The 26,307-nt window shown below is 41.2% G+C and carries 27 protein-coding genes; 24 read left to right on the forward strand and 3 right to left on the reverse strand.

Going from position 1 to position 26,307, the window contains the following annotated elements; translation table 11 throughout:
• A partial coding sequence (locus QZ055_RS02530) for a PocR ligand-binding domain-containing protein (protein ID WP_295824442.1) occupies window positions 1-772 on the reverse strand: 772 nt, incomplete at its 3' end.
• A gap of 481 nt (window positions 773-1,253) precedes the next feature.
• On the opposite strand from QZ055_RS02530, the gene pduB (QZ055_RS02535) reads away from it, so the two are divergent.
• From pduB (QZ055_RS02535) to QZ055_RS02645, 23 genes are all read left to right on the forward strand, one after another.
• A complete protein-coding gene (pduB, locus tag QZ055_RS02535) occupies window positions 1,254-1,955 on the forward strand; it encodes a propanediol utilization microcompartment protein PduB (RefSeq protein ID WP_038124004.1) in 702 nt (233 codons plus the stop codon).
• Window positions 1,956-1,976: 21 nt separating this feature from the next.
• On the forward strand, window positions 1,977-3,638 hold the full coding sequence (locus QZ055_RS02540) for a propanediol/glycerol family dehydratase large subunit (RefSeq protein ID WP_295824443.1): 1,662 nt from the start codon (window positions 1,977-1,979) through the stop codon (window positions 3,636-3,638).
• Window positions 3,639-3,647: 9 nt separating this feature from the next.
• Window positions 3,648-4,334, forward strand: a complete 687-nt coding sequence (locus tag QZ055_RS02545) for a propanediol/glycerol family dehydratase medium subunit (protein WP_287291780.1) — start codon at window positions 3,648-3,650, stop codon at window positions 4,332-4,334.
• Between the two features lie 11 nt (window positions 4,335-4,345).
• Entirely contained in the window at window positions 4,346-4,876 is a 531-nt protein-coding gene (locus QZ055_RS02550; protein ID WP_288581193.1) for a diol dehydratase small subunit, read from the forward strand.
• A gap of 18 nt (window positions 4,877-4,894) precedes the next feature.
• On the forward strand, window positions 4,895-6,721 hold the full coding sequence (locus tag QZ055_RS02555; RefSeq protein WP_295824447.1) for a diol dehydratase reactivase subunit alpha: 1,827 nt from the start codon (window positions 4,895-4,897) through the stop codon (window positions 6,719-6,721).
• Window positions 6,718-7,092 carry a glycerol dehydratase reactivase beta/small subunit family protein gene (locus QZ055_RS02560; RefSeq protein ID WP_105098111.1) on the forward strand — a complete coding sequence of 125 codons (375 nt, stop codon included), beginning with the start codon at window positions 6,718-6,720 and terminating at the stop codon, window positions 7,090-7,092. Before QZ055_RS02555 ends, QZ055_RS02560 begins: the two co-directional genes overlap by 4 nt.
• Window positions 7,093-7,119: 27 nt before the next feature.
• On the forward strand, window positions 7,120-8,175 hold the full coding sequence (locus QZ055_RS02565; RefSeq protein ID WP_295824449.1) for a cob(I)yrinic acid a,c-diamide adenosyltransferase: 1,056 nt from the start codon (window positions 7,120-7,122) through the stop codon (window positions 8,173-8,175).
• 10 nt (window positions 8,176-8,185) lie between these two features.
• Window positions 8,186-8,908 (forward strand): MIP/aquaporin family protein, encoded by a 723-nt coding sequence (locus QZ055_RS02570; RefSeq protein ID WP_119206720.1) that lies wholly within the window; start codon window positions 8,186-8,188, stop codon window positions 8,906-8,908.
• An 84-nt stretch (window positions 8,909-8,992) separates the two neighbouring features.
• Window positions 8,993-9,355 carry an ethanolamine utilization microcompartment protein EutS gene (locus QZ055_RS02575; RefSeq protein WP_038117203.1) on the forward strand — a complete coding sequence of 121 codons (363 nt, stop codon included), beginning with the start codon at window positions 8,993-8,995 and terminating at the stop codon, window positions 9,353-9,355.
• Between the two features lie 13 nt (window positions 9,356-9,368).
• Window positions 9,369-9,809 (forward strand): EutP/PduV family microcompartment system protein, encoded by a 441-nt coding sequence (eutP, locus tag QZ055_RS02580; protein WP_295824451.1) that lies wholly within the window; start codon window positions 9,369-9,371, stop codon window positions 9,807-9,809.
• 18 nt (window positions 9,810-9,827) lie between these two features.
• Complete coding sequence (locus QZ055_RS02585; RefSeq protein ID WP_295824453.1) at window positions 9,828-10,835, forward strand: nicotinate-nucleotide--dimethylbenzimidazole phosphoribosyltransferase; 1,008 nt, start codon at window positions 9,828-9,830, stop codon at window positions 10,833-10,835.
• Between the two features lie 44 nt (window positions 10,836-10,879).
• A complete protein-coding gene (gene pduA, locus QZ055_RS02590; protein ID WP_005385289.1) occupies window positions 10,880-11,161 on the forward strand; it encodes a propanediol utilization microcompartment protein PduA in 282 nt (93 codons plus the stop codon).
• Between the two features lie 2 nt (window positions 11,162-11,163).
• The gene (pduB, locus tag QZ055_RS02595) at window positions 11,164-12,006 is read left to right on the forward strand and encodes a propanediol utilization microcompartment protein PduB (RefSeq protein ID WP_295824455.1); all 843 of its coding nucleotides are present in this window, start codon (window positions 11,164-11,166) and stop codon (window positions 12,004-12,006) included.
• 89 nt (window positions 12,007-12,095) lie between these two features.
• Window positions 12,096-12,275, forward strand: a complete 180-nt coding sequence (locus QZ055_RS02600; RefSeq protein ID WP_295824457.1) for a hypothetical protein — start codon at window positions 12,096-12,098, stop codon at window positions 12,273-12,275.
• 66 nt (window positions 12,276-12,341) lie between these two features.
• Window positions 12,342-12,872 carry a BMC domain-containing protein gene (locus QZ055_RS02605; protein ID WP_295824459.1) on the forward strand — a complete coding sequence of 177 codons (531 nt, stop codon included), beginning with the start codon at window positions 12,342-12,344 and terminating at the stop codon, window positions 12,870-12,872.
• A gap of 26 nt (window positions 12,873-12,898) precedes the next feature.
• The gene (gene pduA / locus QZ055_RS02610; protein WP_005385294.1) at window positions 12,899-13,174 is read left to right on the forward strand and encodes a propanediol utilization microcompartment protein PduA; all 276 of its coding nucleotides are present in this window, start codon (window positions 12,899-12,901) and stop codon (window positions 13,172-13,174) included.
• Window positions 13,175-13,180: 6 nt separating this feature from the next.
• On the forward strand, window positions 13,181-13,801 hold the full coding sequence (gene pduL, locus QZ055_RS02615; RefSeq protein ID WP_227721303.1) for a phosphate propanoyltransferase: 621 nt from the start codon (window positions 13,181-13,183) through the stop codon (window positions 13,799-13,801).
• A complete protein-coding gene (eutJ, locus tag QZ055_RS02620; RefSeq protein WP_295824461.1) occupies window positions 13,791-14,651 on the forward strand; it encodes an ethanolamine utilization protein EutJ in 861 nt (286 codons plus the stop codon). The genes pduL and eutJ overlap by 11 nt, the downstream gene beginning before the upstream one ends.
• A gap of 1 nt (window position 14,652) precedes the next feature.
• Window positions 14,653-15,144 carry a PduM family microcompartment protein gene (gene pduM, locus QZ055_RS02625; RefSeq protein WP_295824463.1) on the forward strand — a complete coding sequence of 164 codons (492 nt, stop codon included), beginning with the start codon at window positions 14,653-14,655 and terminating at the stop codon, window positions 15,142-15,144.
• The gene (locus tag QZ055_RS02630) at window positions 15,131-15,397 is read left to right on the forward strand and encodes a EutN/CcmL family microcompartment protein (protein ID WP_038117192.1); all 267 of its coding nucleotides are present in this window, start codon (window positions 15,131-15,133) and stop codon (window positions 15,395-15,397) included. Before pduM ends, QZ055_RS02630 begins: the two co-directional genes overlap by 14 nt.
• Window positions 15,398-15,528: 131 nt before the next feature.
• Window positions 15,529-16,959, forward strand: a complete 1,431-nt coding sequence (locus tag QZ055_RS02635) for an aldehyde dehydrogenase family protein (RefSeq protein ID WP_295824465.1) — start codon at window positions 15,529-15,531, stop codon at window positions 16,957-16,959.
• An 11-nt stretch (window positions 16,960-16,970) separates the two neighbouring features.
• The gene (locus tag QZ055_RS02640; protein ID WP_295824467.1) at window positions 16,971-18,089 is read left to right on the forward strand and encodes a 1-propanol dehydrogenase PduQ; all 1,119 of its coding nucleotides are present in this window, start codon (window positions 16,971-16,973) and stop codon (window positions 18,087-18,089) included.
• A 530-nt stretch (window positions 18,090-18,619) separates the two neighbouring features.
• Window positions 18,620-22,873, forward strand: a complete 4,254-nt coding sequence (locus QZ055_RS02645; protein ID WP_295824470.1) for a 2-hydroxyacyl-CoA dehydratase — start codon at window positions 18,620-18,622, stop codon at window positions 22,871-22,873.
• 735 nt (window positions 22,874-23,608) lie between these two features.
• On the opposite strand, the gene QZ055_RS02650 is transcribed toward QZ055_RS02645, so the two are convergent.
• A complete protein-coding gene (locus tag QZ055_RS02650) occupies window positions 23,609-24,796 on the reverse strand; it encodes a multidrug effflux MFS transporter (protein WP_227721308.1) in 1,188 nt (395 codons plus the stop codon).
• A 234-nt stretch (window positions 24,797-25,030) separates the two neighbouring features.
• Between QZ055_RS02650 and QZ055_RS02655 the strand changes: the two genes are divergently transcribed.
• The gene (locus QZ055_RS02655) at window positions 25,031-25,315 is read left to right on the forward strand and encodes a PepSY domain-containing protein (protein ID WP_295824472.1); all 285 of its coding nucleotides are present in this window, start codon (window positions 25,031-25,033) and stop codon (window positions 25,313-25,315) included.
• Window positions 25,316-25,444: 129 nt separating this feature from the next.
• Here QZ055_RS02655 and QZ055_RS02660 read toward each other — a convergent pair.
• Window positions 25,445-26,307, reverse strand: an 863-nt coding sequence (locus tag QZ055_RS02660; protein WP_295824474.1) for an L-lactate permease, incomplete at its 5' end; no start/stop codon positions are given.

Genomic DNA, 26,307 nt, shown 5'->3' on the forward strand with positions numbered 1-26,307 from the left:
GATTAACCGTCAGTTGGGAATATACTAATAGCTTTTTGGCTTCTTGTATGCGTAATAGTGTTATATATTGCACTACTGAAAGTCCTGTATCATCTTTAAAAATTTTAGAGAAGTAGGACTCGCTTAAATGAATATGTTCCGAAATCCTCCTGAGCGACACGCGTTTGCTCAGGTTTTTTTCTATGTATAACATAGCCTTTCGGATCTCTGGACGATTAATAGGCCGTTCTGACTCAACAAAGTCCGGCAATTGTTCATAGGGCATTTCTTCGGCCATGGCATCGTTAAATGGGAAGTAATGTTCTACTAAAATCCTCAACACCTTTGTAGCACTGTAAATTTGTTCTGCAGTCAAAACAGGCAAGGTCCGATATAAAGCACGGAGCTTGGTGTCATCATGCCAATCGGTTTGGGTAGGTAAGATCGGCTTAATAGTTGTATCCTCTGTTTTTGTTTGTCCTGCCATGATGAAGCCTAAAATGGCGCCATCTTTCATAATGGGCACGGAGAAATCTATAAGGCCCATGTGACAGCGATATGGGCAGGAGGATAGTTCTTTTGTAGCATCTAGGCCACCATATAGGTCGCATTGATTGCAGCGCTTGGCGTAGGCTGGATTGCGCCTTACGACCTTACAAAATGGGGAAAAGTTATATTCTTGAGATAACACTTTTCCACGATTATTTACAAAAATGGCTGCAATTTTTGTTATGTTTGTGAAATCACGCATGATTTCATTGATAAGCTTAGTATCTTCGTTCGTACAAATCATAGTAAAACCTCCAATCACAAATGTGTTAAGAGGTCTAGTAAGCACACCGCTAAAATAGCTATACTTCCTCTCTAGCTAAAGGGTCGGCTCTAAACCTGAGAAAAGAGAAAAGTGACATACCACCTAAAATTCATATACCTATAAAATTACGTTATTTCTTGTCTTTATATGTATAAGTATAACAGGATTGTCGCATTTTAGTAATAGAAAAATCGTATTTTACGAATATACATAAAAAAGTTGTATTAAATAATTTTTATAATAAAGGTAGATAAAAGCCTTATATTACTTATATTTGGAAAGGATTGAGTCCAATGGGTTGTGACTGAATAGCAAGGCATGCTCTATAGCAATATATGGTGTACAGGATGTAGTGTTGCATACATATGAATAGTTAAAGAAATGTTAAAAAATATAAAATGGTATAACGCAGCATAGTTTCCTGTACAAAGATACTTTCATTATACGTATGGAGGGTATTATGGCGACAACATGTGGATTAACTGAATTTGTAGGGACTAGCAAAACTGGCGATACTATAGGTCTCGTAATTGCTAACGTAGATCAACAAGTATTAGATGCGATGAAATTAAAGAAAAAATATCGTTCTATCGGTATTTTAGGCGCTCGTACTGGTGCAGGCCCACACATTATGGCAGCTGACGAAGCAGTAAAAGCAACAAATACAGAAATCGTTAGCATTGAATTACCTCGTGATACTAAAGGTGGCGCAGGCCATGGCTCACTAATTATCTTTGGTGGCGATGATGTATCCGATGTAAAACGCGCTATTGAAGTGGCATTAGCTGAAGTGGAACGCACTTTTGGCGATGTATACGCAAACGATGCTGGTCATATTGAACTTCAATATACAGCACGCGCTAGTCATGCAGTAAATGCAGCATTTGGCGCTCCCGAAGGTAAAGCTTTTGGTCTTATCGTAGGTGCTCCAGCAGCTATTGGTGTAGTTATGGCCGATGTAGCTGTCAAATCTGCAAACGTTGATGTAATCGGTTATGCATCTCCTTCTGCAGGTACAAGTAATTCTAACGAAGTAATTTTACAGATTTCTGGCGATTCTGGAGCTGTACGACAAGCGGTTATTTCTGCTCGTGAAGTAGGTAAACAATTGCTCGGTACGATGGGTGACGAACCAGTGAACGGAGCCCCTTCCTATATCTAATCTGAAAGGATGGTATGCCCTATGAAATCAAAACGTTTTGAAGTGTTAAGTCAACGTCCTGTCAATCAGGATGGTTATGTAAAGGAATGGGTAGAGGAAGGTTTTATAGCCATGGAATCTCCTCAAGATCCAAAGCCTAGCCTCAAAATTGAAGGCGGTCGCATCGTTGAACTCGATGGTAAACGTCGCGAAGATTTTGACCTTATTGATACATTTATTGCAAATTACGGTATCGTTCTCGATGGTGCTCAACAAGCAATGGCAAAAGATTCAAAAGAGATTGCTAATATGATGCTTACCCCTTCAGTACCTCGGGAAGAGATCGTTAAGATTTGTAAATCTATTACTCCAGCAAAAATGCTAGAAGTAGTTTCTTGCATGAACGTTGTTGAAATGATGCAATGTATGCAAAAAATGCGCGCTCGTCGTACCATGGCTAACCAAGCCCATGTAACGAACGTAAATGATAACCCAGTACAAATCGCAGCAGATGCTGCAGAAGGTGCACTTCGTGGGTTCGCAGAAGAAGAAACAACAGTAGCCGTTGCTCGTTATGCACCACTTAATGCGATTAGCTTACTCGTAGGCTCTCAATGTGGTCGTCCAGGCGTATTGACTCAATGCTCCTTGGAAGAAGCAACAGAATTAGAACTAGGTATGCGTGGTTTCACAGCTTATGCAGAAACTATTTCCGTATATGGTACAGAAGACGTATTTACCGATGGTGATGACACACCTTGGTCTAAAGGATTCCTCGCATCTGCTTATGCATCTCGAGGCCTTAAAATGCGCTTTACATCTGGTACAGGTTCTGAAGTACAAATGGGCCAAGCAGAAGGTAAATCTATGTTGTACCTTGAAATCCGTTGCCTATACCTTACAAAAGGCGCTGGCGTACAAGGTATCCAAAATGGTTCTGTAAGCTGTATCGGCATTCCAGCAGCCGTACCTTCTGGTATCCGTGCTGTATTGGCAGAAAACCTTGTAGCAGCTATGCTCGACCTTGAATGTGCATCTAGTAATGACCAAACATTCAGTCACTCTGACTTGCGTAGAACAGCCCGTACATTGATGCAATTTGCACCAGGTACTGACTTTATCTGCTCTGGTTATAGCTCTACACCAAACTATGACAACATGTTCGCTGGTTCCAACTGGGATGCAGAGGACTATGATGACTGGACAGTTATCCAACGTGACCTCAAGGTAAATGGCGGTCTTATTCCTGCTCGCGAAGAAGAAGTTGTAACGGTTCGTAATAAAGCAGCTCGTGCATTACAAGCTTTGTTCAAAGCTTTAGGCTTGCCTCCAATTACAGATCAAGAGGTAGAGGCTGCTACCTATGCAAATGGCTCTAAAGATATGCCTCCTCGCGATAAGGTTGCAGATATTAAAGCGGCTCAAGACTTGTTAAACCGTGGTGTTACAGGCGTTGACTTCGTAAAAGGTTTAGCTAAAGAAGGTCATCAAGATGTAGCACAAAGTATTTTGAACCTATTAAAACAAAAAATCTCCGGCGATTACTTACAAACATCGGCCATCTTTGACCGTGATTTCAACGTTATCTCCGCGATTAACAATAGAAATGACTATCAAGGTGTTGGCACAGGGTATCGTGTGGAAGGTGAAGATTGGGAACGTATTAAAGATATTCCAAACGCCATTGATCCACGGGATATATAAGGAGGTGTCATGATGGCTGAAATTAACAGAGATGTATTACGCTCTATTATCCTAGACGTTTTACAAGAAATGGGTGGTGTTCATGAGGCACCACAATTTAAGGCTAATGTTGGTGAAAGTGCAGCACCTAGACATGAAGACCCAACTGGTGACGATAGCTGGCTACAAACTGGTGGCCCTGCACAACCTGGCACTAGCGCAGATGAAGTAGTGATTGCTGTAGGTCCTGCCTTTGGTCGTAGTCAACGACAAACCATCGTTGGTGTACCGCATCAAGAGGTAATTCGTCAATTAGTAGCTGGTATCGAAGAAGAAGGCTTAAAAGCTCGTGTAATCCGCGTATACCGTTCCTCTGACGTAGCGGCCGTAGCCGTTGAAGGTGATTCTATTTCTGGATCCGGTGTATGTATTGGTATTCAATCTAAAGGTACAACCCTAATTCACCAACGAGATTTACAACCACTTTCAAACTTGGAATTGTTCCCTCAAGCACCGCTATTAACAGCTGAAACATACCGTGCTATTGGTAAAAATGCTGCTAAATACGCTAAGGGCGAATCCCCAACACCAGTACCAACATTGAACGATCAAATGGCTCGTCCAAAATACCAAGCATTGTCTGCGTTACTTCACATCAAGGAAACTAAGCATGTAGTAAAAGGTAAGCCAGCTGATGAAGTTCGTGTCACTGTATAAGGAGGTTTACTATGGCTAACGAATTAGAAGCCTTAATTCGGCAGATCGTATCTGAAATAGAAGGGGCGAAAGGCAGTACAACACAGTACTCTACGCCTCATACACCATCTACAACTAATACAGTAGATAGAGTGGTTACAATCGAAGATTATCCGATTGCTAAAAAACATCCAGAATGGATTGATCTTGGTCAAGGCCGTGACTTGAGCCATATTACGATGGATAACGTAATGGCAGGTCACATCACAATGGATGATTTGAAAATTTCTCCATCCATTTTGAAAGCCCAAGGTCAAATTGCTAAGGCTGGGGGCCGTGATCAAATTGAACTCAACTTCTCCCGCGCCGCAGAAATGACGAAAGTTAGCGATAAACGCTTACTTGAAATGTATAATGCACTTCGTCCATATCGTTCTTCTAAACAAGAACTCTTGGATATTGCTAGCGAACTTGATGGTCTAGGTGCTCCAATTTGTGCAAACTTTGTACGAGAAGCTGCAGAAAACTACGAACGCCGTAAAAAACTGAAAGGTGATAATTAACCTATAGGAGATGTCATTATGAAACGAATTGTTGGCATCGATATCGGAAACTCTACAACAGAAGCGGCCTTGGCCGAAATTCATAGCAATGGAGAGGTAAAGTTTTTATCTTCTGCTATTGCTAGCACCACTGGTATTAAAGGAACGCGCGAAAATATCGTAGGCCTCATGGATGCCCTCAAGTCGCTAATCAAGTCTGCTAATCTTACACTACGAGACATTGACTTAATTCGCATTAATGAGGCTACACCAGTTATCGGTGATGTAGCTATGGAGACCATTACGGAAACCATTATTACGGAATCTACCATGATAGGTCACAATCCTAAAACACCAGGTGGTTTAGGACTTGGTGTAGGCTATACGGTTCCTATTGAACAACTCATCGACAAGCCGCAAGATAAGCCATACATCGTGGTAGCTCCTAAAATTATCGATTTTGAATTGGTAGCACAGCTTATCAATGCGTACTGTCAACGCGGTTATGATATTCGCGCTGCTATTCTTCAAGCCGATGATGGGGTACTCGTCAATAATCGACTAGATCATAAAATTCCTATCGTAGACGAGGTAGCATATATCGATAAAATCCCAATGGGTATGCTTTCCGCCGTAGAGGTAGTAGAGCCGGGGCAAGTGGTATCACAATTATCTAATCCTTATGGTATTGCTACTGTATTTGAGCTTTCACCAGAGGAAACAAAGAATATTGTACCAATTGCTAGGGCCCTCATCGGGAACCGCTCTGCAGTAGTTATTAAAACGCCTGCAGGGGACGTTAAAGAACGGGTAATACCGGCAGGATCCATCATTGTTATGGGAAATGACCGAACTGTATCCGTCGATGTATCTGCAGGGGCGGAAAGAATCATGGAAACCCTTGAATCCGTTCATCCTATTGAGGACATCAGCGGGGAAGCAGGTACGAATGTAGGTGGCATGCTTGAAAAGGTTCGCCTCACAATGGCGCAATTGACGAATAAATCACCTCAAGACGTATATATTCAAGATTTACTAGCTGTAGATGTGGCTGTTCCTATTAATGTGAAAGGCGGCCTTGCAGGTGAGTTCTCCATGGAACAAGCTGTAGGAATTGCCTCTATGGTTAAGTCAGATCATCTACAAATGGAAATCATTGCGAAGCAGGTAGAAAAAGAGTTAGGCGTTCCTGTTGAAATCGGTGGTGAAGAGGCTGAATCAGCTATCTTAGGCGCTTTGACTACACCGGGGACAGCCAAACCAATGGCCATACTCGATTTAGGAGCAGGCTCTACCGATGCATCTATCATCAATCAAGAAGGAAAAATTAAGGCCATTCATCTTGCAGGTGCAGGAAATATGGTAACAATGTTAATCAACTCCGAGCTTGGTTTAGAGGATATGCATATTGCGGAAGCTATTAAACGAGATCCATTGGCTCAAGTACTCAGTGTATATCACATTCGTCACGAAGATGGAACGGTGCAGTTCTTTAATGAACCACTTCCGGCAGCATTGTTTGGCCGCGTTGTTATTGTCACTCTTGATGGGCTTGTTCCTGTAGAGCGAGATATCCCACTAGAAACGATTAAACGTGTTCGTCAAACCGCCAAGAAACGGGTGTTTGTAACAAATTCTCTTCGTGCTTTGGCATCTGTTAGTCCTACTCATAATGTGCGAGATATACCATTCGTAGTTATCGTAGGTGGTTCTGCATTAGATTTTGAAATTCCTCAACTCGTCACCGATGCACTTTCACAATATGCATTAGTAGCCGGTCGAGGCAATATTCGAGGCGTTGAAGGGGCACGTAATGCAGTAGCAACAGGTTTGGTATTATCCTATGCACAGAAGGGAGGCCTATGATGGACCAAAGTATCATCAGCAAGCCAACGATTTTGCTATATGCTACACAGCATATCAGTGAGGATGTACTAAAACCCGTTCTACATGGTATTGAAGAGGAAGGTCTACCAGTTGTCATTGAGTCCCACAGTGGTACGCATATGGCATTGGCTGATCTAGCATCTCGTAATTCCGCTTTATCTGTAGGTATAGGCGTTGATGAACAGGCTATTGTATTGACCTATAAAAATATACCAGCGCATCAATTTATCTACCGACTCAGTGGTTACAGTCAATATCCGGATAGCTTACGTACTTTAGGTGTCAATGCAGCTCGCCTTGTAAAAGGAAATCCTTTTGTTTCTGATGAACGATTGGAAGTGGCCTTTTAAATACAATTAACTTGAGAGGTGGTGCATATGGCTATTTATACGAAAACCGGTGATGCAGGTACAACAGCTCTTTTTGATGGCACACGAGTACCTAAAAATTCACTTCGTGTGGACACATATGGAACCTTTGATGAATTAAATGCACAGGTTAGTGTATGTGAGAAATTAGTCGTCTCACCAGACAATAAACATGTGCTTCACACATTACAACATCAGCTCTTCCGCTTATGTGCGGAGGTAGCAACGCCTCATGTAGAAAATCTTAGTGAAAGCAGCAATTTGATTTCACAACAAGATATTAGCGATTTGGAACGTTTGATCGATGACTATACAAAGCGATTGCCACAGCAACATAGCTTTATATTAAGCGGTAATTATTTATCTGCTGCAGAGCTACATGTGGCGCGCACAATCTGTCGTCGCGGTGAACGGTTACTTATTAGCTTAGGTTCTGTAGAACCAATTCGCGATGAGGTTCGAAAATTTATAAATCGACTATCTGATGCTCTTTATATCATGGCTCGTATGGAAGACTATGTGCAATTTGTAGAAATAATTGTAGAGCGCGTAGCAGAACGTGTTAAGAACAGTCATGCTGAAGTACTGGCGGAAACGAATCAGAGCTTATGGCATATGGGGCATACTACTGAAAATGGAGTTAGTTATATGGCAACTAGAACAAAGCTAGAAGAAATTATGACGAAACTTTCACAAGCAGCCATGGACTATGCTCAGTCCATAGGTGTACCTATCGTTGTATCTATAGTAGATGCAAAGGGTGTATTAATGTATTTCCATCGTATGTCAGATGCATTGCTCATCAGCAACGATATCGCACAGGCAAAGGCGTATACTGCAGTAGCTCTCAAAGCGGCAACTCATGAAGTACATCAAAGTGCACAGCCTGATGGCGATCTATTCAACATTGAATCCATGGTAAATCGTAAAATCTGTACCTTTGGTGGAGGTTATCCGATCATCATCGACGGAGAAATTGTCGGTGGTTTCGGCATTAGCGGTGGCACTGTGGCAGAAGATATGGACATTGCATCTCATGCATTACAATCTTTGTTAACTCGATGAGGTGAAAACAATGGACGTAACGCAAATGTATATTAGTGAGTTTGTTGGTACTGCCGTTCTAATTGCATTTGGTAACAGTACAAATGCATCAATTTTATTAAAGAAAACCATCGTTAGTATTTTTGGAACTAACTGGTTACACATTATCTTTGGATGGGCCTTTGCCGTTTCCTTTGGTGTATACGTAGGTATTACACTTGGTGGGCCTGGCCACTTGAATCCAGCAGTTACCTTTGCCCTTGCTGTGGCAGGTATATTTCCTTGGGATCAAGTTATTCCAATGTCTATAGCGCAAATTGCAGGTGGTTTTACTGGTGCTGCTATTGCTGCACTGTTCTATTATCCACACTTTAAAGTAACAGGTCCTGACGAAGGGAACTGCGTAGGGATTTTTGCAACAGGTCCAGCAATCGATAATAAACCTTTCAATTTGATATCTGAAATTATAGCTACGTTTATGTTTATGCTAGCTATTCTCTGCTTAGGTAAAATGGCTGATGGTTTAGCACCTATGGTCATTGGTATCTTGGTAGCATCCATTGGTATGTCCTTTGGTGCAACTACTGGATATGCGTTAAATCCAGCGCGCGACTTTGGTCCACGGTTAGCGTATTTCTTACTACCGATTCCTAATAAGGGAACTGCAAACTGGCAATATGCGTGGGTACCATTTATTGGCCCATTGATTGGGGCGGGCTTAGCCGTATTATTCTTCCAATTAGTGGCACCTTGACTCTAGCTAGAGTATATAAGACAAAACGAATGATAGTTTGTCAGGATAGTTTAAAGAATACATGTTGAATTAGGAGGAGATTATATGGCCTTTCAAGAGGTAATTGATGCAAAACAGCGCATCATACAAGAATTTGTACCCGGAAAGCAGGTTACGATAGCCCATGTTATTGCCAATCCTAAGCCAGATCTATTTAGAAAAATGGGGCTCGAGGAAAAAGGTAGAAATGCCATTGGGATTCTTACCATAACACCTGGCGAAGGGACCATTATTGCAGCCGATATTGCAAGTAAATCCGGTGATATCGAAATCGGTTTCATCGATAGATTTTCGGGGGCACTTCTCATAACTGGTGATGTATCTGCTGTTGAATCTGCATTGCGCAGTGTAATTGAAGGACTGCAACGCATATTAGGCTTTTTCCCAACGGATTTAACAAGATCCTAATGAAAGGGTAATTATGAGTACCGAAAAGAAAGAAAAGCGTATCCTCCTAGTAGGCCGTAGCGGATGTGGGAAGACTACATTAGCCGATACGATTACGCATGGCTCGGCTACGTATCATAAGACACAAGCTATAACGCGGGTGGGAAACTTCATCGATACCCCTGGGGAATATATGGAAAATCCTAATTACTACCGAGGCATTATCTTGCACGCCTATGATGCGGATCTAGTGATTTTCATGATTCCCGCAGGTGATGAAACAACCATATTCCCACCAAGCTTTGGTAACTCCTTAAACCGCGAGGTTATCGGGGTTGTATCCAAGGTAGATACGGGAAAAGATGTGGAAGCGCCACGACGTAATCTCAAACTAGCGGGAGCCACTAAGATTTTTGAAATATCCGTTCACGACGAAGAGTCGTTAGAACATTTGTGTAACTACATATACGGTTAGTTGAAAGAAGGTTTTTCCATGGACAAAGGTTTTGAAGAACAACTTAATCAATTTATTTTAAATAAGGCGATCATTCCAAAAAGCTTGGGTCTATGGGAACGATATTTCAAGAAAATGTGTCTTGCTTGGCAGGATATGAAACCTGAGATTCATGCTCAGCATATTATCTTTTCGGCAGATAATGGTATTTCCGTAGATGGTCTGATTGGTTATAACTATGAGATTACTCGTAAACAGTCTCAAAATATGATTGATGGTAAAAGTGCAGTTGCTAATTACTGTATCTTTAACCATATCCCTTACGAAGTGGTAGATGTAGGCATTGCTTGTCCACAAGGTATTGGGGTGAATCGAAAGGTTGCTCAAGGCACAAAGAATATATTAGACGGTGCTGCTATGAGTGCTGAAGAATTTGACCTAGCGTACCAAGCGGGATATAACCGCGTTGTCTACTACGCAGAATCGGGTATCAATCTATTTTCCTTTGGTGAAATGGGTGTTGGTAATACCACAACTTCAGCAGCTGTCTTGAGTGGTCTTACAAAATTAGACCCACGGATAACCGTAGGTCCTGGATCTGGTCCTGATGAAGAGGCGTACATGAATCAAAAACGAGAATTTGTACGTACTGCACTATCTCATCATAAGGGACACTTAAACAGTCCAAAGGAGGTAATCAGCCGTGTAGGTGGCTTTGATATAGCCGCTATTACAGGTGCTATGGTAGCTTGTACGGACTTACATATCCCATTTGTTATCGATGGATATATAACAGCAGTTGCTATGGCTTGTGCTACGCAAATGAATGGAGACGCTCCATTATATGGCATTCCATCTCATTATTCTCGTGAGGTAGGGATGGCAGCAGCATTAGCCTATGCAAATATTCGTCTTGATGAAGTTCCAATCCATGGGCAAATGGCATTAGGTGAAGGGACTGGTGCAGTATTAATGGTACAACTACTTAAAACAGCACACTTTGCCTTTATGAATATAGGCACTATGGTGGAACTATTAGAAAAATAAATTTGTAATCTTTGCTCTATGTTTTGTAAAAGGAGAGAAAACAGATGACACAAGAAGCATTAGGTATGGTGGAAACTAAGGGCCTAGTAGGCGCTATTGAAGCAGCTGATGCAATGCTTAAAGCAGCTAATGTAGAACTCGTAGGCAATGAAAAAATTGGCTCTGGTCTCGTTACTGTTATGGTTCGTGGTGATGTAGGTGCTGTAAAAGCTGCTGTAGACGCAGGTGCAGCTGCTGCAGAACGCGTAGGCATTGTTATCTCTACTCATGTAATTCCAAGACCACATAAAGATGTAGAAGGTATTTTACCAACAAAGGGTGAATAATTATGGCCGATACTAAAAGTCTGGTAGACGAGATTTTAAAGCGCGTATTGATGCGTATCGATAGTGCTGATTTAAGCAAAACTTCAGGCGCCACTAGTAATGCATCATGTGCTTCGGCACCTGTAAGTTCACCTGCTGTAAGTCAACTACAAACTTCTATGATTACTGAACACATAGGTAGCACTACAACAGGCGATACAATTGGTCTCGTAATTGCCAATGTTGATAGTCAAGTATTGGAAGCTATGAAGCTCACTAAGTCATATCGATCCATCGGTATCTTAGGTTCACGTACAGGTGCAGGGCCGCAAATCATGGCCGCTGATGAAGCTGTAAAAGCAACGAATACCGAGATTGTTAGCATTGAACTTGCCCGTGATATGAAAGGTGGCGCCGGTTCTGGTTCCCTTATCATATTTGGTGGCGATGATGTATCTGATGTAAGACGTTCTGTAGAAGTAGCATTGCGTGAATTAGAACGTACCTTCGGCGAAGTATATATGAACGAAGCTGGTCATGTGGAGGTTCAATATACAGCTCGCGCAGGAGAAGCATTAGTGACTGCCTTTGGAACACCAGAAGGTAAAGCCTTTGGCTTGATTGTTGGAGCCCCAGCAGCTATTGGTGTAGTTATGGCAGATACAGCAGTTAAATCAGCTAATGTAGATGTAGTAGGCTATCGCTCCCCATCAAGTTCTGCTATGAGTAATGAAGTTATTTTACAAATCAGTGGTGATTCTGGCGCTGTTAAACAAGCTGTAAAAGCAGCACGTGATGTAGGATTAGCTTTACTAGAAACTATGGGAGATATACCTAAGAATAAAGGTAATGCTTACATTGTTTAATGAATGTTGCTTCAAAGAGACATTCATTCATTACATATGATTGCGTCACTTTAGATGATACTTTCACAATGTGAACAGGAGGATTCATAATGGCAGAACTAAATGAACAAATGTTACGGGCTATCATTATGGACATTATGGATGAAGTAGGTATGCTCAAGGATGAGCCTGTTCAGGCGACACCGAAAGAAGAACCTAAAACAGAATCTCAAGAACCAGAATTAAAAGATTTGATTCGTCAAATGTTAGTAGATATGCAACGTAGCTAACGTTATAGGAATGCATGAATCCTGTGTGCGAATCATCAACAGAAATAGACGTCGGGAGGTGGCATAGTGAAAGATTCACTAGGGTTACTAGAAGTAGCTGGTTTACTGGGGGCTATCACCGCATCAGATGCAATGGTTAAAGCTGCAAATGTACGGTTGATAGGCATAGAAAAGGCGAGGGGCCTTGGCTGGATGACAGTAAAGGTTGCCGGTGATGTAGCAGCTGTAGAAGCGGCTGTTCAGACCGGTGTGGCTCTTACAAAAGGGATGAACCTGTATGTAGCTCATAAAGTAATTCCACGGCCTGCAGAAGGCTTAGTAGAATCCTTTAATGATGACTTTACAGATAAGCCAGCTAAAGTATCTGATGATACACAGTTAACTAAGGCGAGTGCTAGTGTTCAAGAAACTAAAGAAATTATAGAAACCGAACCAGTCAAAGCTGAAGTTACAACTTCTAAAACAGAGAAACCCAAATTAGATGAAAAGGTTGTTGAAGTATTAGATGAAATTGTATCTACCATCATAGAACCGAAAAGTTCTAAGTCCACAGGTACAAAGAAAACAACACCAAAGAAAAACTCTAAAAAGAAATAAAGTAGTAAATAATAAAGGAGATTATCATGAATAACGCATTAGGCATGGTAGAAACAAAAGGTTTAGTAGGCGCAATTGAAGCAGCTGACGCAATGGTAAAAGCAGCTAACGTTACATTAGAAGGTACTGAAAAAATTGGTTCCGGTCTTGTAACTGTAATGGTTCGCGGTGATGTAGGCGCTGTAAAAGCAGCGGTTGATGCAGGCTGTGCAGCAGCACAAAAAGTAGGCGAAGTAGTATCTACTCATGTAATTCCACGCCCTCATAGCGACGTAGAATTAATCTTACCTAAGAAAGGATAATAGCTTATGGATCGGGAACAGATTCGTGCTATCGTACGAGAAGTGATCGAAGCCATGTTCGAATCGTCCATTCCCGTAGGTGTGAGCAATAGACATGTCCATCTATGTCAGGCGGACTGGGATGTATTATTCCCAAATCAGGCTATTACTAAGAAAAGTGACTTAAAACAAACTGGAGAGTTTGCTTCAGAACAAACTGTTACTTTAGTGGGGCCTAAGGGGGTCATTCAAAATGTCCGCGTACTAGGTCCTCTTAGAAAACAGTCACAAGTGGAGGTATCGTTGACCGATGCTCGTACATTAGGCATAAAGCCTCCTATTGTGCTATCTGGTCATTTAGAATCAGCCGTAGAGATTACTCTATGTACTGAAAACGGGGAAATAACAAAACCTATTTGTATTGTTGCAAAGCGACATATTCACATGTCGCCGGATGATGCAAAACGGTTCCATGTAAACGACGGTGATAGCGTTAATGTCGAACTTCAAACGCCAGAACGCACCACTGTATTTGGTGATGTCATCGTTCGAGCCGTACCTGGTTTTGTCCTAGAACTCCATATTGATACAGATGAGGCCAATGCTGCCAATGTACAAGGTACAGTGATGGCGAGAATTGTACAGTAAAGTAGGTGATACGATGAAGGGTTTGAAAAAGGCCAATAATACTTTGCAAGAGTTCTCTGATCTCGTAGAGTCCAAACAAGTGAGCTCTCATAATCAAAAGAATTTGCGTGTAGGCATCGACCTTGGTACATCATCTATTGTCCTATCTGTAGTTAACGATAAAGGTAAACCTATATATGGCGCCTTTGAATACAATGAATCTATTCGAGACGGCCTTGTAGTTGACTATGTGGGAGCTGTTACAATTACGCGAGCGTTAAAGGCTAAGGCAGAAGCAGCCTTAGGCACAGAACTTGTATATGCCGCAGCAGCTGTTCCACCTGGAACGATAGGCAAGAATAAAGATGTAGTAGGTCACGTTCTAGAAAGTGCCGGCTTTGAAGTAACTTGTATTCTAGACGAACCTACTGCTGCTGCTAATGTACTAGGCATCACCGATGGCGCTGTTATCGACGTCGGTGGTGGTACTACAGGCATAAGCATTTTAAAGGATGGCCGCGTTGTATATACCGTGGATGAGCCGACAGGGGGTACCCATATGAACCTTGTTATTAGTGGTGCCTATGGGATTTCGATCCCGGAAGCGGAGGCTTATAAGCGGAATGAAGCCAATAAACGCGATGTATATGCAACAATACGGCCTGTTGTTGAAAAAATGGCAGCTATTTCTAAGCGTGCGTTACAAGAGGGTGGCTATGAAAAGGGGACTCCCATTGTTGTTGTAGGTGGTGCTTCTAATTTTGAGGAGTTCACAAAGACTTTCAGTCAATATATAGGTTTACCTGTTCATAAGCCACTGTATCCAGAATTTGTAACGCCCTTAGGGATTGCCATGGGAAGTGAGCATTAATATGGATGCATTAGTTAAACTGGTGCTAGAACGCCTAGAAAAGCGCATGACATCCACTGCTACTTTTATGGTCACAGAGTGCAATAGCTATGATGAGCATATATTGTTGCAGAACCAACTCATTTCTTTCGCTGGTATAGATTATGGTCATATACGAGAGTTAATGCGCGATACATTGGTGCCTTGGGTTGCCTATTTACATCGTGCATTAGCGTATGACTGTGAGGTGACGATACACCTAGCAGTTCCTGTAACCTCGTTGATGAATCCATCAGTCATTCTAGATTGGCCTATCAATTTTCTAGATAAATTTGGTCGTCCTATATATGCCAGCCATCAAGGATGGATAACGGCCTCTTTTGTAAGATCTTGTGAAAGTCAGTCTATTATCGTCATATATAGGGGACAACGGTTTACCATGGCTGCTCGAGATGAAATTGAGCGCTTACATATCACAATAATTGAAGGGAACGAGAAGTATGCAAGTCGGTAAAGTAGTGGGTAGTATCGTATCTACTCAAAAGCATGAATCTCTAAAGGGAATGAAACTGATGATGGTAGATATTCTCGATGGAGAACAAGGGTTGACGGGGCGCATAGAAATCGCCGTCGATACAGTATGTGCTGGTGAAGGTGAATATGTGCTTCTAACTCGAGGCTCATCGGCACGGCATATTTTCGAAGATGATAAAGGCACCGCAGTAGATTGTGCTATTGTGGGTATTATTGATAGTTTTGAAAAATAATTGTATAGGAAATAGCTGGTGCCAGAGTTAAACCTAGTTATTGTGTCACATCATGAATGTATCCTTGATTGTGTACACCGTTAGTTGACATGGTCATTGCATCAGCAATGCAACCTATATGGAGGTTCATGATGGAAAACAATACACAGTTGAAAGAAATGATCCGCTCCATGGTTATAGATGTATTACAGGGGCAAAAGCAAGAAGCAGCCTCATCACAACCTTTTAAACAAGCGCCTAGAGGTCAAGTTGAACCAGGTGTGTTTGATACTGTTGATGAGGCCATTCAAGCAGCAAAAGCAGCGCAAGCGCGCTTTGAAGATTGCACCTTGGCAACCCGTGAAAAGGTAATAGCAGACATCCGTGCTGCTATGCGCCCACGAGTACAAGAGTTGGCTCAAAAAACTGTTGAAGAAACAGGAATGGGTCGCGTTGCAGATAAAGTACTGAAATTAAACCTTACACTCGATAAAACACCGGGTGTAGAAGATCTCGTTACAGAGTGTGAAACTGGTGACAACGGCATGACATTATATGAATTGTCTGCCTACGGTGTCATCGGTGCTATTACACCAAGTACAAATCCGGCAGAAACGTTAATATGTAATACTATCGGTATGCTAGCAGCAGGAAATGCCGTATTCTTTAGTGTTCATCCTGGTGCTAAGCATCTTAGTCGATTGCTTGTTAGTGAACTTAATCAAATTATCGCTAAATCGATTGGCATTGAAAACCTTATCGTAACACTTCGTGAGCCATCTATTGAGTCCGCTCAAGAGATGATGTTGCACCCCGATGTGAGTCTATTAGTTGTTACTGGTGGCCCTGGGGTTGTAAAACAAGCGCTTCAAAGTGGTAAAAAGGTTATCGGTGCCGGTGCTGGTAATCCACCAGCCTTTGTAGACGAAACAGCAGATATTAAAAAGGCAGCTCAAGATATCGTCCTCGGTGCTAGCCTCGATAATAATATTCTATGTATCGCTGAAAAGAGCGTCGTTGCCATGCGCCAAATCGAGCCACAGCTAGTTCAAGAAATGGTGAAAGCAGGATGCGTCCTTATTGAAAATCAACAAGATATTCAACGCTTAGTGGATTTAACTGTATTACCGAATGGGACACCAAATAAAAAGTTCGTCGGTAAGAATGCGAGCGTCATTCTTGATGCGGCACATATTCCGTACAACGGTGATCCACGATTGATTATCATGCGTACACCAAAAGACCATCCATTTGCAGTGATTGAAATGTTAATGCCTATTCTACCGGTTGTAACGGTAGATAGCTTTGATGAAGGTCTCGATGTATGCTTGATGTTAGAAGCGGGTTTACATCATACGGCAACAATGCATTCCTTAAATATGGAACGCCTCAATCGTATGGCCCGTAAAATGAAAACATCTATTTTCGTTAAAAATGGTCCATCCTATGCAGGGCTTGGTTTTAGTGGTGAAGGTACGACAACCTTTACAATTGCTACACCAACTGGGGAATCGACTACATCAGCGCGCTGCTTTGCACGACGTCGTAGATGTTGTTTAACAACAGGATTTAATATTCGATAGGTGGTGAGCATATGAATAAATGGACTTTTCCAACTCAAATTTATGCAGGACCAGATTCGTTGAATCGTCTTACAGAATTTAATAATGAATCCATCCTTATCATATGTGATCCATTTTTAAAAGATTCTCCAAGCCTTACGTATGTGATTGGCTTAATGGACAGTAAAAATAAAGTAACTATCTACACTGATGTGGTGCCTGATCCGCCCATAACGCATGTAGTAAAGGGCATTGAATTTATGGAAGGCATTAAGCCATCCGTCATTATTGCCATAGGTGGGGGCTCCTGCATTGATATGAGCAAAGGGATTGCTTATTTTGGTCGTAAATTAAAGCATATGGATATCAAATCCTTTATTGCCGTGCCTACGACTAGTGGCACAGGATCTGAAGTGACCTCTTTTGCTGTTCTTACTGATAGCGAAACACAAATTAAGTATCCTCTTGTGGATGATGCGGTATTACCTGATGAAGCTTTATTAACGCCATTGTTTGTAAAAACATCTCCACCAAGTGTTACTGCTTTTAGTGGTATGGATGTACTCGTTCATGCGCTAGAAGCTTATGTAGCGACTGCTGCCAATAACTTTACCGATGCATTGGCCCAACAGGCGATTGAGCTTGTTTTTGAATACTTGCCAAAATGTCATAAGCCAACAGCAACAGAGCAAGACCGCATGTCTATGCATGAAGCATCATGCCTTGCAGGGCTTTCCTTTAACAAGGCTGGCGTAGGTATCGTTCATGCCATGGCTCATCAGTTGGGAGGACAATTCCATGTGCCTCATGGCCTAGCTAATAGTATGCTCTTGCCGTATGTAATTGGATTTAATTGCTCCCACAATCCGGCGGTAGCTAAAAAATATGCTCATTTATCTGCTAAATTAGGCTTTGCAGATCATAATGCATCAGAGGTGGATAAATTAGCTGCTCTTATAGAAGCTATCGTTACATTGCAACATACATTAGACTGTCCAATGAATCTGACAGCCTTTGGTGTAGATAAAGCTGTATCGGAAACTAAGCTCGACCTTATGGCAGATAGAGCACTAGAGGATATGTGTTACAGATTTAATCCATATCCAGCTAACCATGATGATCTTATTGGTTTATATAAAAAAGTATTGTAATTTATATAGATTGAGTACTATATAGATTGAATACTAAACTAGAAAATATAAAACCGAAAAAAGAGACTTTAATGATTTCATTGAAGCCTCTTTTTTATTTGTATATGTAGCTGTATATGTATATGATTACTCTCTTTATTGATGGCGATAAAATATGGGTATTTGTTGAACGTTATTAATTACATAGCCTTTTAGTTTATTACAGATGTTATGTGCTATTAGATACACCTTTTTTCATCTTAGAATGATATAATAATTTTTACATCTTATTCCGATGTAGAGGTGTTATTCAAATTTAGTCATATTCCATATAACTCATTGGAATATAGAATAACATAGATTTTATCTACATTTGTTGTATAATATGTATAGGATATTTAAAAAATTAGATATTTTTGTGAAAGCATATCCTAATCTAAGTTTAATTAGATGCTTGGTACATTTTATGTAAGATTTATGTTAAATGTACTACGTTCACAAAATGAGTATGATCTTGTGTGGTCATACGGTTTTTGAAAAGAGAGGTATTTATGCAACACATGCTACGCATGGGTATTGACGTGGGCTCTACAACGGTTAAAGTTGTACTATTAGACGAACACGATAATTATTTGTATAAAAAGTACATACGCCATTATGCGAACATTTTGGACACCGTATATACCTTGCTCCAAGAGGCTCAAGTGGGTCATGAAGATGATCTAGTTCATGTATGTATTACCGGTTCTGGTGGTATGGCGATGGCTGAAAAGGTACGCATTCCATTCGTACAAGAGGTTATTGCTGAAACACGTGCTGTAAAAGCACTCTATCCAGAAACTGATGTTATCATCGAACTTGGTGGTGAAGATGCGAAGGTTACCTATTTGGGTCAAACGGCAGAACACCGTATGAATGGCTCTTGTGCTGGTGGTACAGGTGCTTTCATCGACCAAATGGCGACATTATTGCAAACAGATGCATCTGGCCTTAACCAATTGGCTATGAATTCTGATACGATTTATCCAATTGCAGCACGCTGTGGTGTATTTGCTAAAACCGACGTACAAGCTTTGTTAAACCAAGGCGCATCTCATGAAAATATTGCAAAATCCGTATTCCAAGCGATTGTAAACCAAACAATTGCGGGCCTTGCATGCGGTCATAAAATTGAAGGTAATGTAGCGTTCCTTGGCGGTCCATTGACATTCTTGTCTGAATTGCGCCAATGCTTCTGCGATACCTTGGAACTAGATGAAGCGCATCGCATTATCCCTGAGAATGGTGAATTGTTCATCGCTTTAGGGGCGGCTTTGATGAAAGAAGACTGTCGTGAGATTACAGTTGGTCAATTAACAAAAGAAATTGGTGCCCTCATCGGTATTCCTATGGAGGCTACAGATCGTGTAGAACCTCTATTTAAAAATGAACAAGAATTAGAAGAATTCCGCGCTCGTCATGCTAAGGCAGTAACGCCAAAGGCAAACATTGAAGATGCGCAAGGGCCTTGTTACCTTGGTATTGATGCGGGTTCTACTACACTTAAGGTAGTTCTCATCAATAGTAATAAGGAAATTATCTTCTCTCACTATGGTCCAAACCATGGTAAACCATTAGAAAAATCTCGTGAAATGATCGAGAAAATTTATGAACTGTTACCAAAAGGCGCTTATATTGCGCATTCTGGTGTAACTGGCTACGGCGAAGCGTTCCTTAAACGCGCCCTTGGTATCGATATTGGTGAAGTAGAAACAATGGCTCACTATCGTGCAGCTCGCTACTTCTGCCCTGATGTTTCCTTTATCTTGGACATCGGCGGTCAAGATATGAAATGCTGTAAGGTTCGTGATGGCTATATCGAAGATATCGTATTGAACGAAGCATGTTCCTCTGGTTGTGGTTCCTTCATCGATACATTCGCATCCAGTCTACGCATTCCAATCGACCAATTCGCGAAGGAAGGTTTGTTGGCATCCTTGCCAATCGACTTGGGGTCTCGTTGTACCGTATTTATGAACTCTAAGGTTAAGCAGGCTCAAAAAGAAGGTGCTACGGTACAAGATATCGCGGCAGGTCTTGCTTACTCTGTTATTAAAAATGCCCTTTACAAGGTTCTTAAGGTAAAAGATCCTAAAGAATTGGGCGATCATATCGTTGTACAAGGCGGTACATTCTACAATGAATCCGTATTGCGTGCCTTCGAGAAATTGATGGGCGTAGAGGTAATTCGTCCTGATGTATCTGGCTTGATGGGGGCTTATGGTATGGCCCTTCTTGCAGCTGAAACGGCAGAAGAGTTACAAAAGGAAAAAAGTACTTTGCTCGATAGCAATGGCCTTAACTCCTTACAAGTATCTACGACAATGCGCAATTGTGGACTTTGCTCTAACAATTGTATGCTTACCATCAACGCTTTCTCCGACGGTCGTACCTACGTAACGGGTAACCGTTGTGACCGCGGTGCAGGTGGTATGATTCAAGAGGAACGCAAAGCAGTTCCTAACTTAGTAGACGTTAAATTGCGTCGTTACTTCGACTACTACTTAAAGAAAAATATTCCAGAGTTCGAAGGTAAAATGCGCGTAGGTATTCCTCGCGTCCTCAATATGTACGAGGATTTCCCATTCTGGTTTACATTCTTTAATACACTTGGCTACGAAGTAATCCTTTCCGATTACACTACAAAGGACCAATACAACAAGGCTATCGATACAATCCCATCCGATACAGCTTGCTATCCAGCAAAAGCTGTTCATGGTCATATTCGCGATCTTGCGAATGCACAGGTAGACTTTGTTTGGTACCCTTGTATTCAACATGGCCCTAAGGAATTTAGCCGCGACAATAATTACCATTGTCCAATGGTTATTTCCTACCCAGAACTTATTAAAAACAACATGCAAGACGTGTTAGGAGATACTCCATTCCATGCACCATTCTTGCCGTTGTCTGATAAGAAATCTCTTGTTCCTGCTCTTGTGAAAGCATTGGACTTCTTAAACCTCAAGAAGAAAGATATTGCTAATGCTGTAGAAAAAGCTTGGGAAGAACAAGAAAACTGTAAGGCTTCTTACCGTGAAACGACAAAGAAAACTGTATCTCGCCTCGTAGCAGAACAAATTCCTACCATCGTATTAGCTGGTCGTCCATACCATTTGGACTCCGGTATTAACCACGGTATCCCTGAGCTTATTACATCCCTTGGCATGGCTGTTCTTACGGAAGATGGAGTTGCGCCACTTGGCAATGAAATTAAGCATCTCCGTGTTGTAGATCAATGGTCCTACCATAGTCGTCTATACCGTGCTGCCGAATTCGTAAGTAGAACAGAAGGCTTCCAAATCGTAGAGCTCAACTCCTTCGGTTGTGGTCTAGATTCTATCGTAGCGGATCAAGTAAAAGATATACTTTCAGCAAACCATAAAATTCATACCTTACTCAAAATTGATGAAGGTACAAACCTTGGGGCTGTAACGATTCGTTTGCGTTCCTTGCAATCCGTAATGGAACGTAGCTTGCGTCGTCATCACAACCCAGAGGCACCAGAAGTAGTGGAAGAACAATTGCCAACCTACGATTATAATCGCGTGGTGTTTACAGAGGAAATGCGTAAGACCTATAAAATCTTGGTACCACAAATGTCACCATTGCATTTTAGTCTCTTAGATCCAGTCCTCAAAAACGAAGGCTATGACTTTGAAATGTTGCCAGCTCCAACGCGTGACGACATTGAAGTGGGCTTAAAATACATCAATAATGATGCATGTTACCCAGCGATTATCGTTGTAGGTCAGCTCATGTCTGCTTTACTATCCGGTAAATATGATATCAATAAAACAGCTGTTATCATCTCCCAAACAGGTGGTGGTTGTCGTGCTACAAACTATATCGGTTACTTGCGTAAGGCTTTAATCGATGCTGGTATGAAGCAAGTACCAATCCTATCCCTTAATGCGAGCGATATGGAACGTCAACCAGGCTTCAAATTGACAAAAGGTTTCTTGCATCGTATGATCCAAGCCGTTGTTTACGGTGATGCCCTCATGCAATGTGTATTGGCTACACGTCCATACGAAACTAACCCAGGCTCTACGGATGCATTATGTGATTACTGGATTAAAAAATTACAGCAAAACATTACATCTGCAAGCCTTCGTCAGTACAATAAGTACATCAAAGAAATCATTCATGACTTTGATAACTTGCCAGTTAATAAAGATATACAAAAACCTCGCGTTGGCGTCGTAGGGGAAATTTACGTTAAGTTCCATCCGAGTGCTAATAACCATATCAATGAACTCATTGAAAAAGAAGGTGGCGAAGTTGTTACATCTGGCCTATTAGACTTCTTCTTGTACTGCGCAATGGATAGTACATACCGTGCTAAACACCTTGATGGTACATGGCTATCTGGCTTCTTCGGTACATTGGCTCGTGAAGCCCTTGAACTCTACCGCTTGCCATACGCTAAAGCCGTAGCGGCGTCCAAACACTTCGACCCTCTACAACGTATGACAGAAGTAGCAAAAGAAGCAGCTCAATACATTGGCCTTGGTAACCAATGCGGTGAAGGCTGGTTCCTTACAGGCGATATGATTGACCTCATCGAAAAAGGGGCAAAACAAATCGTATGCTTGCAACCATTTGGCTGCTTACCAAACCACGTAACAGGTAAAGGCATGGTAAAAACACTATCCGCTGCCTATCCAGACGTGCGCATTGCTGCTATCGACTACGATCCAGGCTCCAGTGCAGTAAACCAAGCAAACCGCTTGAAACTACTATTATCGACAATGTTTGAATAAAGGAGTGCTCCGTTATATTTTCAATGGGGCAATGTTAGATGTATTGCTAATTTTAGCCCCAATAATAGTTGTGTAACTCGATGGAGCTATTGTAAATAAGCGATAAGGTGCTTTCATTTTATAATGGGGCCCGGATACAACTGCATATCATTAGTATAGAAAAAATACAGCCCTCTCTTGGCTCAGGTACGTCACTACGTTCCGTAAAATCGCTGCAGAGAGGGCTGTATTCTTTTCTATATACACCCGGCTATGAAGATGTCCCATTATAAAATGTAAGTAATCCAATCTACTATATCCCTAATAGCTCCATCGAGTTTGTTATCTCATTATTTACAAAAAATTAGCAATACACCTAATGGAGACGGTAGGGAGGAGATGTGCCTATGGCAGATCTCCTTTTCCTACAATCAGTTGTGTAGGTGATTTCCGTTATTGTGCTTTATATTTTCAGAAGGGAAATAATAGTGCCAAGTCGATATTTTAATGTGTAATATATATAGTTTATTGCTTTGGTTGATGCTCTTAAGTCGTAATGGGACGCCTTCATAGAAAATGTTAATAAAAATAGCACCACCTTTTTCGCAGCGATTTTACGGAACGTAGTGACGTACTGAGCAAGAAAAAGGTGGTGCTGTTTTTATACTTAAATTTATTCAATTGTAATGGGGCCCCATTACGACTGAGAAATACAAGGGCTATAACATTGTATTAACTACTACAATACGGCTGGCACTATTCTTTCTCAACTAAACCATATAGGCACAATAAGGAAAGCACTGCACATACTAGCATTGTAATCCCCATGGGTACCCCCGTATGATCTCCACCAATACCAACGAGTGGAGATACGATGCCTGCAGCGAACATGCTGGCAAAGCCGAGTATGGCAGAGGCACTGCCTGCCATTTTCCCGTAGTTGGTCATCGCCATAGAGAATGAGGCGGAGCCGAATAGGGATACGGTACATACGGTAAAGAATAGGATGGTTGTTACAGGGATGAGTGACCATTCGAAAATCATAGCAATTAAGAATAGTAAGGAACCAATTGTAAGTTGCCATAGGCTGAATGTTAGTAATTGTTTAGCTGTTATAACATTACTAACACGACTACTAATGGCACTAGCTAAGACAATACCACAGCTGTTAATACCGAAAAGATAGCTAAATTCTTGAGCGGAAAGATTAAAAATATTTTGGTATACAAAGGATGAACCTGATATATAAGCAAAAAATCCGCCAAAGGCAAATAATTGTATTAATGTTTGACCTAAGAATGGCTTATCTTTGATGAGGGTAATATAATTTTTAACTGCTACACCTACACCGCCTGTAATACGTTTTTCTTTTGGTAAGCTTTCACGGAATAGAAGTGAGCCTACTAATAGAATAGCAGAGAATACTGCTAGAATTACAAAGATTACACGCCATGTAGTGAATAAGAGCAATTGGCCACCTATGAGAGGGGCAAGTACTGGAGCTAAGCCGTTAACCATCATAAGTAAGGCGAAGAGTTTCGTCAATTCTTGACCAGAAGCAAAGTCTCGAGCGATAGCCTTGGCAATTACAACACCTACAGATCCAGTTAAACCTTGTAGGAATCTACCTAGTAAAAGTATTTCGATGTTAGGTGCAAAGGCACAAATGATGCTAGAGATGACACATAGTAAATTGCCTACGATGAGTGGTAATTTACGACCCATTGTATCGCTAATAGGGCCACCAAATAATTGGCCTAATGCAACACCAAAGGTCATAACACCAATGGTCATTTGAATATTAGATGCGGTTGTATTTAATTCGCCAGGCATAATCGGCAATGCTGGCAAATAAAGATCTGTTGCAAGCGGTGTTATGGCTGTTAACATGCCAAGGAATACTACTAAGATAAAGGAAACCTTAGCAGAGTTTTCTTGATTCATAAAATCCTCCTATCTTAAAATGGGAAAAATAAAAGCCTGCGAATCGCACTTCGCAGACTGCATTTAATTTTTTCTATTTGATACGATGTATTGTAACATGATTAGTAGATAATTTCTATAGATTTTTGTTATTCAGAATTCTGATTTGCTATCTTTTCTTTCATCGATTACAATAAGTTATATTATTTATATCTAAAAGTATCAATTTGATTTATGTGTGTAGGAGAGAATTATATGAAAAAAATGGTAAAATCCTTGTTTTTGACTATAGTAGCTGTCCTGAGTAGTACTATAGTATCCTCAGTGGAAGCTATTAGTTCTGATGAGGCCGTACAAAGTGCATTGGCACGCGTACCAGGTGCAACGATTGCAAATGTAACTGAGTTCAATCGCGATTATGATCGTGGCCGTTTAGAGTATGAAGGTGAAATTCATTATAATGGTTATGAATATGACTTTGAAATCGATGCAGATACTGGCACATTTACAAAATGGGAAGTAGAGCAAGAGGTCTATTAATAAACTGAGATTTTATAATGTGTAACAATGTGGATAAACTCCTTAAGGTTGTATTACTTGGAGTATCCTAATATATAACAATAAAAAAGAACAGCTCATTAAGAGCTGTTCTTTTTATGTTACCAAATCTTAGAAGAAGAAGTGGTGAATTTCATGGATGAAATGTTGACCGAAGAAGGAGATACAACCATGCATAATGATGAAGATCAAGAAGTATTTGAATGCGCTGTTCATGATAACGCTTGCTTCGATTTCATGTTCTAAGTTGTGAGCTTCTTCAGAACCAATTTCTTTGTGGTTTTCTAGGTATGCTTTCAAAGCAGGACCTACGGCACCAATAGAAATCGCGATGGATTGTGGGGACAACATTTTGCCGATACCAGCTGCACCGGAGTTAACTGCTGCCAACCAGAAGCCAAGGTCTTCGAAGTTTGTAGGATCTAAACCTTGAGCTGCAGCGATTTGAAGTGGGCCAAACAATACGTTGGAGTTTGTACCGGAACCAGTCAAGAAGGCACCCAACGCACCTACGATAGGAGCGAATAGAGGATACAAGGAACCTGTACCAGCAACCATTGCTTTCGCAATATCTGCAGTCATACCAGAGTAAGTCATCAATTTAGCTGTCATAACAACTGTGATGATTGTAAGGTATGTGAATTTCAAGTTTTTAACTGTGGAACCCAATGTACCGAAGATTTCGCCAGCTTTTGCTTTTTGGATGAAACCACCAACAATACCAGCGATGAAGATCATGATACCAGGAGTTGCAATCCATACGAATGTGTAAGGTTTTGCACCAGGACCTTGGTAAATAGGTACGGATGTTTTAATGGACGCAAGAGGACCATTAATTGCAGGGAACAATTTGGAAGTTAATAACAATAATACGAAGATCAAGATGAATGGCATTGCAGCTACAAGGCCTTCGCCACTGGAAACTTTAGGAACTTCGCCAGTTTGTTTAACTGCGTATTCAGGATCATTAGGAG

The sequence above is a fragment of the uncultured Veillonella sp. genome (assembly GCF_905209685.1).
In the GTDB taxonomy this organism is placed as follows: Bacteria; Bacillota; Negativicutes; order Veillonellales; family Veillonellaceae; genus Veillonella.

Excerpts from the sequence above, each read along its gene's own strand:
- pduA (WP_005385289.1), top strand. The coding sequence starts at position 10,880 with ATGACACAAGAAGCATTAGGTATGGTGGAAACTAAGGGCCTAGTAGGC.
- QZ055_RS02645 (WP_295824470.1), top strand. The coding sequence starts at position 18,620 with ATGCAACACATGCTACGCATGGGTATTGACGTGGGCTCTACAACGGTT.
- pduB (WP_295824455.1), top strand. The coding sequence starts at position 11,164 with ATGGCCGATACTAAAAGTCTGGTAGACGAGATTTTAAAGCGCGTATTG.
- QZ055_RS02555 (WP_295824447.1), top strand. The coding sequence starts at position 4,895 with ATGAAACGAATTGTTGGCATCGATATCGGAAACTCTACAACAGAAGCG.
- eutP (WP_295824451.1), top strand. The coding sequence starts at position 9,369 with ATGAGTACCGAAAAGAAAGAAAAGCGTATCCTCCTAGTAGGCCGTAGC.
- QZ055_RS02630 (WP_038117192.1), top strand. The coding sequence starts at position 15,131 with ATGCAAGTCGGTAAAGTAGTGGGTAGTATCGTATCTACTCAAAAGCAT.
- QZ055_RS02635 (WP_295824465.1), top strand. The coding sequence starts at position 15,529 with ATGGAAAACAATACACAGTTGAAAGAAATGATCCGCTCCATGGTTATA.
- QZ055_RS02545 (WP_287291780.1), top strand. The coding sequence starts at position 3,648 with ATGATGGCTGAAATTAACAGAGATGTATTACGCTCTATTATCCTAGAC.
- QZ055_RS02600 (WP_295824457.1), top strand. The coding sequence starts at position 12,096 with ATGGCAGAACTAAATGAACAAATGTTACGGGCTATCATTATGGACATT.
- QZ055_RS02570 (WP_119206720.1), top strand. The coding sequence starts at position 8,186 with ATGGACGTAACGCAAATGTATATTAGTGAGTTTGTTGGTACTGCCGTT.
- QZ055_RS02640 (WP_295824467.1), top strand. The coding sequence starts at position 16,971 with ATGAATAAATGGACTTTTCCAACTCAAATTTATGCAGGACCAGATTCG.
- pduM (WP_295824463.1), top strand. The coding sequence starts at position 14,653 with ATGGATGCATTAGTTAAACTGGTGCTAGAACGCCTAGAAAAGCGCATG.
- QZ055_RS02560 (WP_105098111.1), top strand. The coding sequence starts at position 6,718 with ATGATGGACCAAAGTATCATCAGCAAGCCAACGATTTTGCTATATGCT.
- QZ055_RS02575 (WP_038117203.1), top strand. The coding sequence starts at position 8,993 with ATGGCCTTTCAAGAGGTAATTGATGCAAAACAGCGCATCATACAAGAA.
- QZ055_RS02540 (WP_295824443.1), top strand. The coding sequence starts at position 1,977 with ATGAAATCAAAACGTTTTGAAGTGTTAAGTCAACGTCCTGTCAATCAG.
- QZ055_RS02585 (WP_295824453.1), top strand. The coding sequence starts at position 9,828 with ATGGACAAAGGTTTTGAAGAACAACTTAATCAATTTATTTTAAATAAG.
- QZ055_RS02650 (WP_227721308.1), bottom strand. The coding sequence starts at position 24,796 with ATGAATCAAGAAAACTCTGCTAAGGTTTCCTTTATCTTAGTAGTATTC.
- QZ055_RS02655 (WP_295824472.1), top strand. The coding sequence starts at position 25,031 with ATGAAAAAAATGGTAAAATCCTTGTTTTTGACTATAGTAGCTGTCCTG.
- pduB (WP_038124004.1), top strand. The coding sequence starts at position 1,254 with ATGGCGACAACATGTGGATTAACTGAATTTGTAGGGACTAGCAAAACT.
- pduL (WP_227721303.1), top strand. The coding sequence starts at position 13,181 with ATGGATCGGGAACAGATTCGTGCTATCGTACGAGAAGTGATCGAAGCC.
- QZ055_RS02550 (WP_288581193.1), top strand. The coding sequence starts at position 4,346 with ATGGCTAACGAATTAGAAGCCTTAATTCGGCAGATCGTATCTGAAATA.
- pduA (WP_005385294.1), top strand. The coding sequence starts at position 12,899 with ATGAATAACGCATTAGGCATGGTAGAAACAAAAGGTTTAGTAGGCGCA.
- QZ055_RS02565 (WP_295824449.1), top strand. The coding sequence starts at position 7,120 with ATGGCTATTTATACGAAAACCGGTGATGCAGGTACAACAGCTCTTTTT.